At 64.3% G+C, this 17,159-nt stretch carries 13 protein-coding genes; 5 read left to right on the top strand and 8 right to left on the bottom strand.

What is annotated here, in order from left to right; all coding sequences use genetic code 11:
- Window positions 1–150: 150 nt before the first annotated feature.
- Together M1R55_RS10850 and M1R55_RS10845 are read left to right on the top strand one after the other, a co-directional pair.
- On the top strand, window positions 151–1,785 hold the full coding sequence (locus M1R55_RS10850; RefSeq protein ID WP_249391781.1) for a S49 family peptidase: 1,635 nt from the start codon (window positions 151–153) through the stop codon (window positions 1,783–1,785).
- A gap of 66 nt (window positions 1,786–1,851) precedes the next feature.
- Window positions 1,852–2,624 (top strand): IS5 family transposase gene (locus tag M1R55_RS10845; protein ID WP_249391780.1). Its coding sequence is split into 2 segments (ribosomal slippage): window positions 1,852–2,188 and window positions 2,188–2,624, totalling 774 coding nucleotides; the frame shifts between segments, so codons are not numbered across the junction.
- A gap of 74 nt (window positions 2,625–2,698) precedes the next feature.
- Here M1R55_RS10845 and M1R55_RS10840 read toward each other — a convergent pair.
- The 7 genes from M1R55_RS10840 to M1R55_RS10810 all read right to left on the bottom strand — a co-directional run bounded on the left by M1R55_RS10840 (window position 2,699) and on the right by M1R55_RS10810 (window position 11,577).
- Window positions 2,699–4,495, bottom strand: coding sequence for a M3 family oligoendopeptidase (locus M1R55_RS10840; protein ID WP_249391779.1), 1,797 nt, complete (start codon window positions 4,493–4,495; stop codon window positions 2,699–2,701).
- A gap of 140 nt (window positions 4,496–4,635) precedes the next feature.
- On the bottom strand, window positions 4,636–5,244 hold the full coding sequence (locus M1R55_RS10835; protein ID WP_249394195.1) for a phosphate uptake regulator PhoU: 609 nt from the start codon (window positions 5,242–5,244) through the stop codon (window positions 4,636–4,638).
- Between the two features lie 214 nt (window positions 5,245–5,458).
- On the bottom strand, window positions 5,459–6,223 hold the full coding sequence (gene pstB, locus M1R55_RS10830; RefSeq protein WP_249391778.1) for a phosphate ABC transporter ATP-binding protein PstB: 765 nt from the start codon (window positions 6,221–6,223) through the stop codon (window positions 5,459–5,461).
- Between the two features lie 99 nt (window positions 6,224–6,322).
- Window positions 6,323–7,192: a phosphate ABC transporter permease PstA gene (gene pstA / locus M1R55_RS10825; RefSeq protein ID WP_249391777.1), complete on the bottom strand. Its 870-nt coding sequence runs from the start codon at window positions 7,190–7,192 to the stop codon at window positions 6,323–6,325.
- A complete protein-coding gene (gene pstC, locus M1R55_RS10820) occupies window positions 7,189–8,193 on the bottom strand; it encodes a phosphate ABC transporter permease subunit PstC (RefSeq protein ID WP_249391776.1) in 1,005 nt (334 codons plus the stop codon). Before pstC ends, pstA begins: the two co-directional genes overlap by 4 nt.
- Before the next feature lie 250 nt (window positions 8,194–8,443).
- Window positions 8,444–9,478 (bottom strand): phosphate ABC transporter substrate-binding protein PstS, encoded by a 1,035-nt coding sequence (pstS, locus tag M1R55_RS10815; protein WP_249391775.1) that lies wholly within the window; start codon window positions 9,476–9,478, stop codon window positions 8,444–8,446.
- A 77-nt stretch (window positions 9,479–9,555) separates the two neighbouring features.
- Entirely contained in the window at window positions 9,556–11,577 is a 2,022-nt protein-coding gene (locus M1R55_RS10810; protein WP_249391774.1) for a serine/threonine-protein kinase, read from the bottom strand.
- A gap of 625 nt (window positions 11,578–12,202) precedes the next feature.
- On the opposite strand from M1R55_RS10810, the gene M1R55_RS10805 reads away from it, so the two are divergent.
- The gene (locus tag M1R55_RS10805) at window positions 12,203–13,657 is read left to right on the top strand and encodes an NAD(P)/FAD-dependent oxidoreductase (RefSeq protein ID WP_249391773.1); all 1,455 of its coding nucleotides are present in this window, start codon (window positions 12,203–12,205) and stop codon (window positions 13,655–13,657) included.
- Here the strand turns inward: M1R55_RS10805 and M1R55_RS10800 are convergent.
- Complete coding sequence (locus M1R55_RS10800) at window positions 13,654–14,871, bottom strand: DUF885 domain-containing protein (protein WP_249391772.1); 1,218 nt, start codon at window positions 14,869–14,871, stop codon at window positions 13,654–13,656. The two genes, M1R55_RS10805 and M1R55_RS10800, sit on opposite strands and share 4 nt — an antisense overlap.
- A 187-nt stretch (window positions 14,872–15,058) precedes the next feature.
- Here M1R55_RS10800 and M1R55_RS10795 point away from each other — a divergent pair, with 187 nt between their 5' ends.
- A complete protein-coding gene (locus tag M1R55_RS10795; protein ID WP_249391771.1) occupies window positions 15,059–16,348 on the top strand; it encodes a replication-associated recombination protein A in 1,290 nt (429 codons plus the stop codon).
- 210 nt (window positions 16,349–16,558) lie between these two features.
- Window positions 16,559–17,047: a cupin domain-containing protein gene (locus tag M1R55_RS10790; protein ID WP_249391770.1), complete on the top strand. Its 489-nt coding sequence runs from the start codon at window positions 16,559–16,561 to the stop codon at window positions 17,045–17,047.
- The last annotated feature ends 112 nt before the right edge of the window (window positions 17,048–17,159 follow it).

Raw genomic sequence — 17,159 nt, 5'->3', positions numbered from 1 at the left:
TTGGGGTGAGTGGGACATCAGATGAAAGCGGTCAAACCGACATGCAGGGTCAGGCAACAGCACTGTTGGGAGTCTGAGAAGACACAGGCGTCCAGCAGGCCATCACCCCGCACGGGAACTGATCTCATGCTCAGCGCGTACTTTGCTGATATGGCTCCCCTGAATATTCCGTTTCTGAACAAGACCGACAGCACCCTGCCGAGCGGCGTCACGCGGCCCACCTGGGTGGTGCTGGATTTGCAGGGCGCTTACCCGGCGCGGCAGCCTGCCAGCCCACTCGCCGCCCTGCTGAACCGCACCGAAACGCTGGAAGCGCTGCAAGCCCGCGTGGAAAAACTGCGCGGCGCAGAGTGGCTACACGGCGTACTGGTGCGCTTTGGCGGCTTCACGGCGGCTCCGGCCACAGCCCACGCGGTTCGCGGCATTCTGGGACGGCTGGCGCAGGACAAACGGGTGGTGGCCCACCTGCCCCAACTGACGATGACGGCCCTGATCGCGGCCAGCGGCGCACAGGAAATTGCCGCCCCCGAATCGGCAGACGTGATGCTGGGCGGCTTCGCGGTGGAATCCACGTTCCTCGGAGCGTTCCTGAAAAAGCACGGCATAGAGTTCGAGAACCTGCGAATCCGCGAGTACAAGGCCGCGCTGACCCGCTTTTCTCAGGATCATATGGATGAGGCCAACCGCGAACAGTTGGGCGCGTACATCCACGGCATGGAAGGTGCGTGGGCGCGGGATCTGGCCGCCGCACGGGGCGTCACCGAGGAGCGGGCGCGCGGCTGGCTGTCGGGCGACCTGACCTCGGCACAGGGGGCGCTGGATGCGGGCCTGATTACCCGCGTGGCCTATGAAGACGAACTGGTCGGCCCCGGCACCCGTCCGATGGCCGCCGTGCTTGACCTGTTTATGCCCAAAAAACCCAGCAATGCCAAAGCGGGCCGCATTGCCATTATTCCGCTGATCGGCACGATTATTCCGGGCAAGAGTCGGAACAACCCAGTTCCCCTGCCACTCCTGGGCGGCCCGATGGCCGGGTCGGATACGGTCACGGCGGCCCTGAAGCGGGCCAAGCAGGATGACAAGACCAAAGCGATCGTGCTGTACGTGAACAGCGGCGGCGGTTCGGCCCTCGCCTCTGACCTGATCTGGCGTGAGGTGGCGACCAGTGAAAAGCCCGTGGTGGTGGTCATGGACGAGTACGCGGCCAGTGGTGGCTATTACGTGGCGACACACGCCAAGCACATCGTGGCCTCGCCGTACACCCTGACCGGCAGCATCGGCGTGGTCAGTGGCAAGCCTGTACTGAAGGAATTCAACGCCCGCAACGGCCTGAACCCGGAGCGGGTGGGCAATGACCGCGCCCTGATGTATTCGGCGTCACGCCATTACAGCGACGATGAACGCGCCTTGATCGAGCGCGGGATTGGCGAAGTGTATGACCGCTTTGTGTCGCGGGTGGCGCAGGGCCGCAAGCTGACGCCGGAGCGGGTGAACGAACTGGGCCGGGGCCGCATCTGGAGCGGAGTGGACGCCCTAGAACATGGTCTTATTGATGAACTGGGCGACTTGCACACCGGAATCGAGCGAGCCGCAGAACTGGCGGGCCTGCCCTACGACGCGCCGACTTGGAACGCCACGCCCAAGAATCACGGCCCCCTGCCAGAATTTGTGCAGGAAGCCGCGAGTCTGGCCCACAGGGCGGTGACGCTGGACGGCCTGAGCCTGTGGCCGTTTGGTAAGGAGCGGGTGCTGACCTGGTTTGATCAGAATGTGAAAGTGAGGTAGGAAGTGTAGAGACCATCCGGAAATTGGTTACGGTAGCGGGGCAATGACGACTGGCATTCTGAATGGATGCGGTTGACGAACGAGCAATGGGCCATTCTGGCCCCGCTATTACCTCCTCCTCAGAAGCGGACCCGCCGCGGTCGTCCGCGGCGGGGTGACAAAGAGTTGCTCGAAGGCATCCTGTGGGTGCTGCGTACTGGTGCGCAGTGGGAGCGGCTCCCCCGGCCGGACTACCCGCCCAAGTCCACCTGTTTCGAGCGTTTTCAAGAGTGGAATGAGCGCGCCGTGTTCCCAAACGTTCTGGGGCAGCTCTATGAGTTGCTGGAGGAACAGGAATTGCTGGATCTCCGGGAAGCCTTCATTGACGGCACGTTCAGTGCCGCAAAAAAGGGGGCTCGGATGTCGGCCCCACCAAGAGGGGCAAAGGCACCAAAATCATGCTGATGGTGGACGCGAGCGGTCTGCCGCTTGCTGTCCACACGGTCTCAGCTAGCCCCAGTGAAGTGACTCTCGTTCACGACACCTTGGAGGCGTCTTTCGGCTTGGACTTCCCACGCCGGTTGATTGGGGACAAGGCGTACGACAGCGACCCTCTGGATGCAGAACTGGCCACGCTGGGGATTGAAATGATCGCGCCAAATCGCAAGAACCGGAAACACAAAACGCAAGATGGACGACCGCTGCGCCGCTATAAGCGGCGCTGGAAAGTTGAGCGAACCATCGCTTGGTTGCAATCGTTCCGCCGAGTCCGAACCCGCGACGAGCGCAAAGCCCAGAACTTCTTGGGCTTTGTCCAGCTGGCCTGCATCCTCATCCTGCTGCGTCGAATTTCCGGATGACTTCTAGAGGGTGGATCGTAGATCGTGGAAAGAGTCAAACCACGATCTACGATCCACTTTCTGTTTAGCGCGTTCTACTGCCCGCTGACCGCTTCCTCATACGCCGAAATCTGGCCCCGAATCACATCCAAGCTGCCTTCCCAGAACTCCGGCGCGTGCAGATCTATTCCGAATCCGGCGGCGAGGGCGCGGGCGTCGGCCTGACCTGTGCTTGCCAATAGGGCGTCGTAGCGGGCCTGAAACTCGGCTTCCTGTCCCCCCGCCCGCGCCTGCACGTACTGGGCGTACAATCCCAGCCCGAACAGCAGGCCAAAGGTGTAGGGGTAGTTGTAAAAGGATAGGGAGTAGTAATGCGGCTTGACGGCCCACATATAGGGGTGCGGCGTGGCGAGGGCGTCACCGTAGGTTTCGCGCTGCGCCCACACCATCAGGTCGCTGAACTCCTGCGGGGTCAGGTCGCGCTCGGCCCGCTTTTCAAAGACGGCCCGCTCGAACAGGAAACGGGAATGAATGTCTACGACGACCTGCGCGTGGCCCAGCAACTGGGTTTCCAGCACGTACAGACGCTCGGCACCCGTGGCCTGCTCCAGCGCCGCATTCTGAATAATGGTTTCGCAGAAGATGCTGGCGGTTTCGGCGAGCGTCATGGGAGTTTCGCGTTGCAGGGGCGTGCGGCCCGCCTTCAGCATGTTGTGGTAGCCGTGCCCCAGCTCGTGCGCCAGCGTAGACACACTGTCCAGGCTGGGGTCGTGGTTCATCAGAATGCGGCTGTCTGCGCCCTGCCAGCCCATGCAAAACGCCCCGCCGCGTTTGCCGTCGCGGGGGCCAGCGTCAATCCAGTCGCCCTCAAAAGCGCGGGCTGCGTAGTCGCCCAATTTGCCCGAAAAGGCCCGGAACTGGCTTTCCACGAACGCTTTGCCCGCGCTATACGTCCATTCGGTTTCGCTGCGCCCGGTCGGGGCGAACAGATCCCACCAGTCCAGTTTGGGCTTGTCCATGCCCCGCGCTTTGGCCGCAAAGTAGCGCCGGAAATCGGGAAAGGAGCGCACTACGGCGGCCTGCATGGCGTCCAGCGTCTCGCGGTCTATGCCGTGGGTGAGCAGGCTGGGGGCCACCGCGTCAGCAAAGCCCCGGCGGGCAGCCAGCGTGCCTTCCTCGCCCTTGACACCGTTCAGGGCGGCGGCCAGCACCACTTCCGCATCCTGCCAGACGGCAATTTCGGCGTGGTAGGCGTCTTGCCGCACACTGGCGTCGGGGTCGGTGGCCAGCGCTCGCAGGGCCGTTACGGGCAACTTCGTGCCCCGAAAGTCGCCTCTCAGGGTGCTGGTCACGTTGCCGTGCAGCTTGCTCCAGCCACCCGCTCCACTGGGACGCAGGCGGGCCGCCAGATCTTCCTCATCCGGCGACATCTGGTGCTGCGCGTATACCACGGCGCGGCGAATCAGGTGTTCGTGGGCGCGGGCCACTTCGGACTGGGCCAGCAGCGCCTCCACATTCTGCCCGCCCAGCCAGGCCGTGAGGCGCGAACGCAGCGGCCCCAGCGGAAGCGTCAGCATGGTCAGGTCGCCCTGCGCCCGCTGTGCCTCGGCGTCGCGGCTATCGGTGGTCACGAACGCGGTGATGAAGGCCCGCACAGCGGTCAGCCGGAGCGAAAGCTCGTTCAGGCCATTCAGCACAGGCTCCAGCGTTTGCGGCGTGGCGGCGGGGCCAGCCTTCCTGACGCCGATTGAATCGAAGAGAGCTTCAAGCGCCTGCACGTGCCCGCGCAACTCGGTCAGGTCGGCGGCAAAGCGGGGATCGGTCAGGCCGCTGTAAAGGTCGTCGGTGCGCCAGCGGGGCAATTCCGCTGCGGGGGGTTGGGTTTGGGTCATGTGGGGCAGTTTAAAACAGAACATCGGTGGAATCTTGAAGAATCTTATGTTTGGGGCGGGTTCACTCCCTGGTGGCCCCCTCTGCTTCGCAGTTCTGCAAGTCCCACAGAGGCGAGGGCAAAACACCACACTGCGCTCCCCTAACCCGCCCTATCAATATCCGGGAAATGCCCCAGCACCAGCGCCTCTAGCCGCTCTGCCACGTTCACCAGATGGTCGCCCAAGCGTTCCAGATTGCGGGCCATGCGTCCGGCGGTCAGGGCCACCTCGGTGTCTTCGGGGCGCTCCAGCAGGCGGGTCAGGCTGGCCCGCTGCATCTGCTCGTACAGGGCGTCAACTTGCTCGAAGTCCAGCCGCATGACTTCGCGGGCAGCGGGCAAATCCCGTTCGGCAAAGGCGAAAGCCAGCCGCTCCACCATTTCCGAGAGCAGGCGCACCAGCGGCAGGGCGTCTTGCAGGGTGGCGCTGCGGGTGCGGGGGGCCAAGGCCTCCAGATCACGCGCCACCGTAAACGCGTAGTCGCCCACGCGCTCCAGATTGGTCAGGCTGCGGAAGACCAACAGGTGAAAAGCCAGTTCTTCGGCAGACAGGCCCAGTGCAAAGGCGTGCAGGCAAGCGTCCTCTATCTCGCGTTCCAGAGCGTCGGTTTCACGTTCCAGTGTCTTGGCCCGCAGCGTCAGGCCCGCGAATTCGGCCCGGTCGTTGGCGTCGCGCACGGCGTCCAGTTGTTCGAGCGTAATACTGAGCATTCGCAGAAAGCGGCTGGTTACATGCGCGCTGCTTTCTTTGCCGCCATCGATCTTGGTTGTCACGCCGCCCCTGCCGTCATGCTGGCAGTATCGTAGCGGGTTGTGATGTGCGGGTCAGATCATCCAGCCAATCTGGACACACCACCGGGACAGTAAAAACCCCGCCGAGCGTGATGACCGGACGGGGTTGAAACCTATCTGAGGACTGGGGCAATCAGCCGAATCGCCCGGTCACATAGGCTTCGGTGCGCTCGTCGCGGGGGCTGGTAAAAATCTGATCGGTGACGCCGTGTTCCACGAGGTCGCCGTTCAGGAAAAAGCTGGTGGTGCCACTCACGCGGGCGGCCTGATGCATGTTGTGGGTCACGATAATGATGGTCGTGACCTTTTTCAGGTCGCTCATCAGATCTTCGATTTTGGCGGTGCTGGCGGGGTCAAGGGCGCTGGTGGGTTCGTCCATCAGCAGGATTTCGGGTTCCACGGCCAGCGCACGCGCAATGCACAGGCGTTGCTGCTGTCCACCCGACAGGCCAGTGGCAGGCGTCTTCAGGCGGTCTTTGACCTCTTCCCAGAGGGCCGCGCCGCGCAAACTGCGTTCGGCCACTTCCATCAGGCGCTTGCTGTCGCGCATGCCTGCGAGCTTCAGGCCGCTGACCACGTTGTCGAACACACTCATGGTGGGAAAGGGATTGGGCTTCTGAAAGACCATGCCCACGCGGCGGCGCATGTTCACCGGGTCTACGCCGGGGCCGTACACATCTTCGCCGTCCAGCATGATCTTGCCGGTCACGCGGGCGCCGGGGGTCAGGTCATGCATCCGGTTGATGGCCCGCAGGAAGGTGGTTTTGCCGCATCCGCTGGGGCCGATCAGGGCGTTCACGGAGCCGCGCTGGACTTCCAGATGTACGTTTCTGACGGCCTGCTTGGTGCCGTAAAAAATATTGACGTCGTGGGCGGTGAGGATGGGGGCAGCGGTCATGGGGACTCCTTGGAGTGGGGTGTAGGTAGGTTGTGGGGGCAGATCTAAGGGTCTCACGGTCTAGGGTCTAAGGAAGGTCAGAAGACAACCCTTTCCCCCTTACTTGCGCTGGCGGGTGGCGTAGCGGGCGAGCAGGCTGGTGGCGAAAATCAGCAGGATCAGCAGCAAGGCTCCGGCTTTGGCGAGGCGCTGGTTTTCGTCGTAGGCGCTGGTGGCTCCCCGGTAGATTTCGAGGGGGAGCGCACTCATGGGCTTGCTGGGGTCAAAGTTGACGTTGGGGTTCCCGAAGGCTGTAAACAGCAGCGGCGCAGCTTCTCCGGCCACGCGGGCCAGCGCCAGCATGACGCCCGTGATGATGCCCCCGCGGGCCGCAGGCAACACGATTCGCATGATGACCAACCACTGCGGCAGCCCCAGCGCCAGCCCTGCTTCGCGCACGTTCAGGGGTACCAGCTTCAGCACTTCTTCGGTGGTACGAACGACAATGGGAATCATCAGGAAGCCGAGGGCGAGCGCACCCGCCAGCCCGCTGAAGCCGAAGACCAGCACGATCAGGCCGTAAGCCACGAGGCCCATCACGATGGCCGGAATGCCCGCCAGCACGTCGCTGATCATGCGGATGGTGGGCATCAGGGGGTGGCGCGGGTACTCGGCCAGAAAAATGCCGCCTGCCACGCCCACCAGCACACCGATCACGCTGGCCATCGCCAACATCGTGATGCTGCCCATGATGGCGTTCAGCAGGCCGCCGCCCGTTTCGCCTTCCGGGGCCGGGGTTTTGGTAAAAAAGTCGACGTTCAGTGCGCCCACGCCCTCGCGCAGCAGATACAGGAAAATCAGGATCAAGGGCGCGACGACGGCCAGCGTTGCCAGCAAGATAATGCCGCCCATCATGGTGTTCTGGATGCGCCGTGCCGGAGAAAGCTTGGCGTTGGCCTTGGCCGTAGCCGAAAGTGCGGTGCTCATCATTGAATGCCTTTGGGCGTGAGGCGGGCGATGATCAGGCGGGCAACGTAGTTGACAATCACGCTGAGGAAGAACAGGCTGAGGCCGAGGGTAACCACGCTGGAGCGGTGAATGGCCTCCTGCGCGTCTCCGAACTGGTTGGCAATCACAGAGGCCATCGTGCTGGAGCCGCCCCACAAGCTTTTCAGAATTTCCTGACTGTCCCCGATGACCATGGCGACGGCCAACGTTTCACCGAGGGCGCGGCCCAGGGCCAGAATGACGCCGCCCAGGATTCCGGCGCGGGCATACGGCAAGATGGCGCGGCTGATGACTTCCCATTTGGTCGCGCCCAGCGCGTACATGGCTTCGCGCTGGTCGGCGGGCACAAGCCGGATCACGTCGCGGGCCACCGACGCCGTGTAGGGCAAAATCATGACCGTCAGGATGATGATGGCAAGCGCCAAGCCGCGCCCGCCCGCGCCGCTGGGCACGAAGAAGCACTGCAAGTTGGTCTGCTGGCTGGCCCACAATTCGTTACAGCGGGTAATGGTGCCCAAGTTGTCGGGATTCAGGAAGTAGGCGGTTTGCCATTTGGCCAGAAGCGGCGCAATGACGAACAAAGCCCACAGGCCGTATACCACGCTGGGCACGGCGGCCAGCAGTTCGATCAGGTACCCCACCGGATTCGCCAACCACTTGGGCGCGTACTCGGCCACGAACAGCGCACTGGCCACCGCCAACGGCACACTGATCACGAGGGCGATCAGGCTGGTCACGAGGGTGCCGACGATCATGGTGGCCGCGCCGTACGTGCCCGCCACCGGGTTCCAGGTGCGCTCGGTAAAGAAGCTGAAGCCGAAGCGTTGCAGCGCGGGCAATGATTCCTTGCCCAACTGGTACAGGCTCAGCACGAAAATCAGCACGATGATGCTGGCAAGGGCCAAAATCAGGATTTGGAACACGCGGTCTCCCTGACTGGACAGGGCACCACGTGACGGCGGACGGCGGGCAGGTTCAATCATGGCGGCTAGACCCCTCCGGGTCGGTGTGAGGAAACGTCCGGCTCCCTAAATTCAGGTCAGAATTTGAGCTTGAGTCCAGACGAGAAGGCTCCATATGAGAACAGTTCACACGCCTAAAGTCAGGGCCAAGTCAGGGCGTGAAAAACTGGGCATACAAGGCTGGATGGCTCCTCCGTGTGCAGGCACAGCAATGGGCGGCCCCATACGCGAGGCCGCCCCGTGGAAGTTCAGCTGGAGTGGAACAGACCGCTTAGAGCTTCTTGCCGCCGTAGTTGATGGAGTTGACCAACGCCTTGGCCTTGTTCAGCACATTGGTGGGCAACTTGGAGTAGTCCAGAGGCTCGTTGTACTGCTGGCCGGTGGTGATCATCCAGGTCAGCAGGTTCTTGAGCGCCTTGCCCTGCGCTTCGGTGCGGTTGCCGTACTTCTGATCCTGGTAGAAGATGACGTAGGTAAAGCTGGCGATGGGGTAAGCGTCGGCGTTGGCGCTGTTGGTGATGCTGACGCGGGTATCGGCGGGAATAACGACGCCCAGTGCGGCGGCGGCGGCGGGGCCGTTGTCGGCCACCACGAACTTGCCTGCGCGGTTCTGCACGCTGCCGAAGGTCAGTTTGTTCTGCTTGGCGTACACGAGTTCCACGTACCCGATGGCTCCGGGGGTGCTCTTAACGACTCCGGCCACGCCGTCATTGCCGCGTGCGCCCGTACCCACAGGCCACTGAAGGCTGTTGCCCACGCCCACTTTGCTCTTCCACTCGCTGCTGACTTTGGCGAGGTAGTCGGCAAACACGTAGGTGGTGCCGGAGCCGTCGCTGCGGCGGGCCACCGTGATGGGCAGGGGCGGAATGGTGACGCCGGGGTTCAGGGCCGCAATCGACTTGTCTCCCCAGGTTTTGATCTTGCCGAGGTAGATGTCGGCCAAGACCTTGCCCGTAAACTTCAGGGGCGTGGTGACGCCGGGGACGTTGTAGGCGGGCACGACTGCGCCGATGGCGGTGGGGATTTGCAGCAACTTGGCGGGGGCGTCTTTCATGCTCTCGTCGCTCATGGCGTTGTCGCTGGCCCCGAAGTCCACGGTGCGCTCCAGAATCTGCTTCTGGCCTGCGCCGCTGCCCACCGACTGGTAGTTGACGCTGACACTGCTCTTCTCTTTGTACTCGGCAAACATCTTGGAGTACAGGGGGAAGGGGAAGCTCGCGCCCGCGCCTGTGATGCTGCCCTGAGCGGAAGCGGTGCCGAACGACGCGGTTGCAACAAGGGCGAGGCCCAAGAAAGTCTTCTTCATGCCTGACAGCCTGAAGGTGAACTGTCAGGCGGGCGTCACTGGAATGTCAGGGAATGGTCAGGGCGTTGACGCCTTCCCTAATCCCCCCGGTACGCCCTGAGTGTGCCGTTCATAAAAGCCACGTAGAGCGTGCCGTCGGCGGCCAGGGGCGTGGCCTGCACGCCCGTCGTTTCGCGTTGGCTCCAGCGCACTTCTCCGGTTCGCACATCAAGCGCCACCAGTTCGCCCAGTTCCGAAGCCAGAAAAACCAGGCCCGCGCTGATGACCGGACTGGCGGTCACGCGGCCCTCTAAAGTGTGCGCCCACACGTCTTCGCCGTCTGCGAGGCGCAGGGCACGCACCGTCCCGCCCCAGCCCGCCGCGATGACGATGCCGCCGGTCACGAGGCCTGCGGGAGGGGTGGCCGAAATGTGGGTCAGATCGGCGGGCGTCGCTACCACCGATGAGCGGGCGATGGCAGGCGCGGCCCAGATTTCATCTTCCAGATCGTATGTCCAGAGGATAGGGTCAGAGGCCGCCAAGGTAGAGCCACCCGCTGTTGGCCCACCCAGTACCGCCCGCCCGCCCCGAATAGTGAGGTGCAGGGCGTGAATCTCTCCGGGCCAGGTGGCGACGATTAGCGTGGCCTCACCGGGAGCGGTGGGCAGCAGCGCGGGCGTGCCGTGAACCGTGCCGACTTCCACCTTCCACAGCGGGCTTCCGGTGCGGGCGTCCAGGGCATGAAGCCAGCCGTTTTCATCGCACAGCAGGGCCGCGCCTGCCCACACCAGCGGACTGGCCGCCACTGGCCCGCCTGCGCGGTAGGCCCAGGCCAGCTCCCCGGTGCGGGCGTCCAGGGCGTGCAGGTGTCCGTCCCGGCTGGCGGCCAGCACCTTGCCTGCCCAGTGGGTCGGTGCGCCCGTAAATTCGGCGCGGGCCTGGTGCTTCCAGACCTCTGCCCCGTCCGACAGTTGCACGCGGCGCAGGGTTCCGTCCCACGCGCCGTACAGCACATGCCGCCCTATAAACGTGGCGGGCGCGGTCACCTCGTCGCGGGCCGCGTAGGTGGCAAAAGGCCGCCCAGAAGCGTGCGTCAGCACGAGTTGGCCCCCACGGGTGCCCACCGCCACGAGGTCGCCCTCGCCCACCACGGCGGCGGGCCAGGTGACCTCTCCGGGCAGGGCCACACTCCACGCCTCGCGCAGGTTGGCTACGCGGGCGGGGCCGTCGGGGTGTTCTCCGGTGCGGGCGCGGCCTCCCCGGTACTGGCCCCGCGCATGGGCCGTCCACACGTCGCGGCGGGCCAGCGCCCACAGGTGCGCCAACGCCTCGCCACTTTCCGGGCGGTGTTCAGGGCGCTTGGACAAGAGGGCCATCAGCACCCGCGCAATGGCGTCTGGCACGGCAGGATTCAATTCACGTGGGTCTTTGGGAGCCTCGTAGACATGCTGAAACATCACGCTCTGGTCGGAGTCGCCCACGAAAGGCGGACTGCCGCACGCCACCCGGTACAGCACCGCGCCCAGCGCATACAGGTCGCTGCGGGGTTCCACGCCCACGCCTTTGGCCTGTTCGGGGGCCATGTAGGCGGGCGTGCCCAGCGTGACGCCGCTGCGGGTCAGGTGCCGGGTCTGCTCGGTCAACGTGACCAGCCCGAAATCCATGATGCGCGGCAGGCTAGCCCCGTCCAGCAGGATGTTTCCGGGCGTGAGGTCGCGGTGCACGATGCCCTGAGAATGCACGAAATGCAGGGCGCGGGAAGCGAAAGCCGCCGCCGTGAGAAAGCGGGCCAGCGGGCCGGGCGCGTCTTCCAGCGGCCCCAGCGCCGTAATTTGCCCGCCCGTAAACAGCGGCATGGTGAAAAAGGGGCGACCTGTGTCCTCCTCGCCCAGATCGAGAACTGGAACCACGCCGGGATGCGTCAGGCGGGCCAGCGTCCGGACTTCGCGCAGGAACCGCGCCCGGTCAGAGTCAGGCACATGCGCGTGCATCAGCTTCACGGCCACCTCGCGGTCAAGCAGCGCGTCGTGGGCGCGGAACACACGGGCGCTGCCGCCTTCGCCCAAGAGGGCACGCAGGCTGTAGCGGGCGGCGATGGTCGCGCCTATCTCTAACGGCATACTCGTGGGGCCATACGGGAACGAGTGTAGCGCCCGGCGTGCTGGAGCGGGGGCACGGATGAGTCTGAGGGTGAGGGGCTGGGGTTCGTGCGCCCGTAGAATGCAGTCAGCGATGCCCGATACTCTTACACATTGGCTCTCTATAGTGAATTACAAGGCGGAGCCAATCAGTACCGCGCACATAAATACCCTTGATGTCGGGTGGAGTCATGGTCTTCGTGGGGCCGAGGTGATTGATATTTGCTTGGCCGTCTTTGAGCGGGCGCATCGGCATTTGCATACATTGGCACCCGACGCCCATTCCCGGCGTTCGATTCTCTATCTACCGCTGGGCCAAAGCAACGATCTCACCCTTTGGTCAGACGCATTGTGGACGAACTTGGGCGAGGATTCGGAACCACCCAGCCTCTATGTACTCAACGATGCTGCGGCCTTTGATGAGCTTGCAGAGGAGTACCGCCGCCCCGTTCCTCTCCCAATTCCGACATCACTTCCAGTTCAGGCGGTTTACCGCTGCTTCCGATCTGAGGAACATACACGGAGGGAATGGGAGTTTTCTCTAGGGATTTATTTACTCTGACCCCAGACTCAACCCGCCCCACTCCCCACGCTCTACACTCCCCCCATGCCCCCCACCGCCAGCGCCGCGCCCAAATCTGCCGAATGGGACGCCATCGTCATCGGGTCGGGGCCGAATGGCTTGGCCGGAGCGGTCACGCTGGCACGGGCCGGGTGGCGGGTGCTGGTGCTGGAGCGCAACGCCCAACCCGGCGGCGGCCTCAGCAGCGCGGCGCTGACCCTGCCGGGGTTCACGCACGATGTGGGCAGCGCCATTCACCCACTGGGACTGGCCTCGCCCGCCTTTCGGAACTGGCCGCTGCACGCCTTCGGGCTGGACTGGATCACGCCGCCTGCCCCCTTTGGGCATGTGATGGAAGATGGACGGGGCGTGGTGATCGAGCAGAGTTTGGACGCCACCGCCGAGAGCTTGGGCGCGGGGGGGCGAGGCTGGCGCACGCTGTTCGGGCCGATGCTGGCAGGCTGGGAAGGCATGTTGGACGATGTGCTGCGGCCCCTGCCCCGGCTGCCCAAACACCCGCTCACGTTGGCCCGCTTTGGATTACGGGGCGTGCCGTCTGCCACGTTGGGGGCCACACTTCTAAAGACTCCTGAAGCGCGTGCAGCGTGGGCTGGACTGGCCGCACACGGCACGCTACCTTTGTCGGTTCCCGGCACAGGCGCGGCGGCCCTGATGCTGGGTACGCTGGCCCACGCGGTGAATTGGCCGTTTCCTCGCGGCGGCGCACAGAGTTTGACCAATGCACTCATAGCGTATTTGCGCTTTTTGGGCGGCGAGGTGCAACTGGGCGTGAACGTGGAGCACCTGAAAGCTATTCCCCCCGCCCGCGTGGTGCTGGTGGATTCCAGCCCGCGTGTGTTGCTGCACCTGCTGGGCAACGCGGCCACGCCCGCCTACCGCCGCTGGCTGGGGCGCTACCGCTACGGCAGCGGCATTCTGAAACTGGATTACGCGCTGTCGGGGCCGGTGCCGTGGCGCGATCCGGCGCTGGGGCGGGCAGGCACACTGCATCTGGGCGGCACGCTGGAAGCCATCGCACAGGCCGAAGCCACCGTGTCACGTGGCAGTTTGCCCGAACGCCCCTATGTGCTGGCCGCGCAGCACACGCTGTTCGACCCCTCCCGCGCTCCGGCAGGCCAGCACACCTTCTGGGCCTACGCCCATGTGCCGCCGAATACGCCCGACACTTACGCCGACACCATCGAAGCGCAGATCGAACGCGCCGCCCCCGGCTTCAGTGACCTGATTCTGGGGCGCACGACGACCAATGCCCGCCAACTTCAGGCACTCAGTCCGGTATTTGAGGGAGGCGACGTGAACGGTGGCAAAGGCGATCTGTGGGGCTTGTTGGCCCGGCCCCGGCCCACGCCCACGCCGTACCGCACGCCCGATACCCGCGTGTACCTGTGCAGCAGCGCCACGCCCCCCGGTGGGGGGATTCACGGCATGGGGGGGTACTGGGCCGCACAGGCAGCCCTCCGGGATCATGGTCTGCTTTAAACCACTTCTGTCCGCAGTTGCCCCGGCGTCAGGGGTTCGTTCAGCAGGCGGGCAAATCCTGCGCTGCCCTGCCGCCTCATCCAACCCTCTACCAGTTCGCCGCCCACGCTATAGGTAAAAATGTAGGCCCGAAAAGTGGGCTGCGAGATGAAGCGCAGGCTCTGGCGTGCCCGTTCAATCGGGGCCACGCTGTACTGCATCAGGAAGTCCAGCACCTCGGCTTCGGGCAGACGGTCTGCGTGCAGCATCAGGGCCGCCGTGCCGGACACGCCCTTCAATTGCTCACGGGCAAGGCTGGCGTGCTGAAAGGCGCGAATGTCGTCGGGGTCAAGGCCCGCCACAACAGCCAGATCACCCGTCAGCCACTCATCCTGTTCTTCACGCGACATCAGCGCGGCGCGGGCATTCACGGCAATGCCTTCGCTGACCACGCATTCGGGCGCGTTCAGCAGTTGAATGCTGTGTTCCTGCCAGCCGCGCCCGCGCACCAATTTGGCCTCTTTGGTGGCGTGTTCGGTGTGGTGGCCGGGGTAACCCTCGTGCGCCAGCAGATCGGGCAGGGTGGGCAGCAGCACAGGCAAATCGGTGTTGATGTCTATTCGGCTCTGAAGATTGCCCAAAGGCCAGTTGTAGCCGCCCCAGGGTTTGTCGCTGACCAGTTCTATGGAAAAGTTCTCGCCGTCTGGCAGGCCAAAACGCTGCCTGGTGCGCTCGCGCAAGATATCCAGAATCGGCGCGGCCACCCGCAAGATTTCTGATTTGGGCAGGGCGACTCGCGCCCGCAAGGCTTCTTCACGCTCCAGTAGGCTGCCGCTGCCGGGCAAAGCCGCATCCAACGCTGCCAAAGCTTCGTCCAGTACACCGAATTCTGACCGCACGGGGTCGATGTCGAACAGGCCGCGCACTTCCTCGGCGTAGGGCAACTGCTGGCCCGTCAGCATTCCGGTCAGGGTGTGCATAGCCCGCGCCTGCACGGTCAGGAAGTTACGTCGGGCCGTGTCTTCTACTCTATTCACAGCGTCCAGCAGCGCTTCAGCTTCGGCCCTCAAATCGGCTGGCTGGCGCACCGTCCGGTCAGCCCACTGCGGCGGGCCACCGTAGCCGTCCACAAAGCCCTCCAGGTGGGCGTCTATGCTGTGAGCCAGCCGGATGTAGGCTTCGGCAATATCTGAACTGGGATGGGTTGGCGCGGAGTCGTGAGGCGCAGAGGTCATGCGTAAGAGCATGGCATGTTGGTGGAGTGGGGGCAGTGGGAAAGATGGGAAGGGCAGCCCCACCACCCAGCGCCGTCAATCTGCGCCTTGGACCCTAGACCTTTCGACCCTTAGACACCCGTCAACCTAGTCGCCTTCCCACCTTTCGCCACCTTGCCTCCGCCCGCGCCCCGCTACACTCCGGCGCGTGACCCTGTTCGACCCGCCCGCGCCCCTTGCCGAACGCCTGCGCCCCCGCACGGTGGCCGAAGTGGTGGGGCAGTCCCACCTGATCGGCCCCGGCAAACCCCTGACGCGGGTGCTGGCGTCGGGGCGCCTGGGCAGCCTGATCCTGTGGGGGCCGCCGGGGGTGGGGAAAACCACGCTGGCGCGCCTGCTGGCGGGCGAAGTCGGGGCGCATTTTATTCCGCTCTCGGCAGTGTCGGCGGGCGTGAAGGACGTCCGTGAGGCCACCGCCGAAGCCGAACGCCTGCGGGGCCGGGGCCAGCGCACGATTCTGTTTCTGGACGAGATTCACCGCTTCAACAAGGCCCAGCAGGACGCCCTGCTGCCGCACGTGGAATCGGGCCTGCTGACCCTGATCGGCGCAACCACCGAAAATCCCAGTTTCGAGGTGAATCCGGCCCTGCGTTCCCGCGCCCGTACCCTGGTGTTGCAGGCGCTCACGCAGGAAGAAGTGCGGCAACTGCTAGACCGCGCCCTCTCTGACCCACGCGGGCTGCCGGGAGTAACTGCCCAGCCCGAAGCCCTGGAACTGCTGGCCCGCCTGGCCGAAGGCGACGCCCGCCGCGCCCTGAGTACGCTGGAAGTGGCCGCCAGCCTTGCCGATCCCGTAACGCCCGAAGCCATCACCGAGGCATTTGGCAAGCATCTTCCGGCGATGGACAAAAACGGCGAGGATTTTTATAACCTGATTTCGGCGCTGCATAAAAGTGTGCGCGGCAGCCACGTGGACGGGGCGCTGTACTGGCTGGCCCGCATGATCGAGGGCGGCGCAGACACGATGTACGTGGCCCGCCGCGTAGTTCGGATGGCCGCCGAGGACATCGGGCTGGCCGACCCGCAAGCCCTGCGCCTGTGCATTGCCGCCCGCGATACGGTGGAATTTTTGGGCAGCCCGGAAGGCGATCTGGCGTTGGCTCAGGCCGTGGTGTATCTGGCGCTGGCCCCCAAAAGCAACAGCGTGTATGTGGCCTGGAAAAACGCGCTGGACGCTGTGCGGGACGGCGAAACCTTACCTGTGCCCCTGCATCTGCGCAATGCCCCCACAGGGCTGATGCGCCAGCAGGGCTACGGCAAAGGCTACGCCTACTATTTTGACGACCCAGAGGGGAGTTTTGAGCAAGATTACCTACCAGACGGCGTGCAGTTGGGCCTGTACGCCCCCACCGGCGAGGGCTGGGAAGCGCGGGTAGCGGAACGCTGGCGCAAATTGCAGGACGCTCATGGGGAAACTGGGGCAGAGCGAACGGAGTAGGTGTTTCCGTCGTCAGGAGGCGCATGATAAGAGATGACTCCTGCCGCGCCGCACGACTTCCCGGCCAGGGGCAGAGCGAGGCCGTATGACAAACCATTGCGATGAGTCGAAGACGAATCCAAGCGGAGCGAGTGGCAAAAAATGCGGGCTGGCAGAGATGGACGAGCATCCGGTGGTGTTGCGGATGTTCGGGAATCGGAGCGAGGCCGTATGACAGCCCAGACTCATGGTGAATTCATCGCCCCAGACGGCGGAAAAGCCCTGCTTAATCCGGTGGGCGGCAAGATGGTTCTGAAGCTGCCCACCGCGCTCACGGGCGGCGCGTACACCCTGCACGACAACGTGATGCCCCCCGGTTCTCCCGGCCCGCGCCCCCACATCCACCACCAGCACGATGAGACCTTTTATGTGCTGGAGGGCGAACTCCAGGTTCGAGTGAACGACCAGACCTTTCACGCGCCTGCTGGAGCCTGTGTGTTCGTGCCGCGTGGGGCGGTGCATCAGCCGTCCAATCTGGGGGCAGAGGCGGCGCACTTTTTGCTGCTGTTTTCGCCGGGCGGCATGGATCAGTTTTTTGAGGAAGCGGCGGCAGGACGCCTGCCGTTGCAGGGCCTGCCCGGTGACCCAGACACGTTGGCACGGCTGAACGAGTTTTGCCGACGCTACGGCTACGAATTTGCAGAGTTCGCGGCAGGCTGAGATCGTCACCCTTCTTTAGAAAACTCCGACCAAAACGCGACTTACGGTTTTCTCCGCGCCCGCCGCCTATTCTGAGAGTCAGGGGGCAGGCGTGACACAAGCAAGACAAGAC

This window comes from Deinococcus sp. QL22 (assembly GCF_023370075.1).
In the GTDB taxonomy this organism is placed as follows: domain Bacteria; phylum Deinococcota; class Deinococci; order Deinococcales; family Deinococcaceae; genus Deinococcus.
Note: the sequence above shows the minus strand (reverse complement) of the source record. Positions and strands in the feature narration are given on the sequence as shown.

Bases quoted from the DNA above. Each gene is read 5' to 3' on its own strand.
- M1R55_RS10850 (WP_249391781.1), top strand. From the start codon at position 151: ATGGCTCCCCTGAATATTCCGTTTCTGAACAAGACCGACAGCACCCTG.
- M1R55_RS10840 (WP_249391779.1), bottom strand. From the start codon at position 4,495: ATGACCCAAACCCAACCCCCCGCAGCGGAATTGCCCCGCTGGCGCACC.
- M1R55_RS10835 (WP_249394195.1), bottom strand. From the start codon at position 5,244: ATGCTCAGTATTACGCTCGAACAACTGGACGCCGTGCGCGACGCCAAC.
- pstB (WP_249391778.1), bottom strand. From the start codon at position 6,223: ATGACCGCTGCCCCCATCCTCACCGCCCACGACGTCAATATTTTTTAC.
- pstA (WP_249391777.1), bottom strand. From the start codon at position 7,192: ATGATGAGCACCGCACTTTCGGCTACGGCCAAGGCCAACGCCAAGCTT.
- pstC (WP_249391776.1), bottom strand. From the start codon at position 8,193: ATGATTGAACCTGCCCGCCGTCCGCCGTCACGTGGTGCCCTGTCCAGT.
- pstS (WP_249391775.1), bottom strand. From the start codon at position 9,478: ATGAAGAAGACTTTCTTGGGCCTCGCCCTTGTTGCAACCGCGTCGTTC.
- M1R55_RS10810 (WP_249391774.1), bottom strand. From the start codon at position 11,577: ATGCCGTTAGAGATAGGCGCGACCATCGCCGCCCGCTACAGCCTGCGT.
- M1R55_RS10805 (WP_249391773.1), top strand. From the start codon at position 12,203: ATGCCCCCCACCGCCAGCGCCGCGCCCAAATCTGCCGAATGGGACGCC.
- M1R55_RS10800 (WP_249391772.1), bottom strand. From the start codon at position 14,871: ATGACCTCTGCGCCTCACGACTCCGCGCCAACCCATCCCAGTTCAGAT.
- M1R55_RS10790 (WP_249391770.1), top strand. From the start codon at position 16,559: ATGACAGCCCAGACTCATGGTGAATTCATCGCCCCAGACGGCGGAAAA.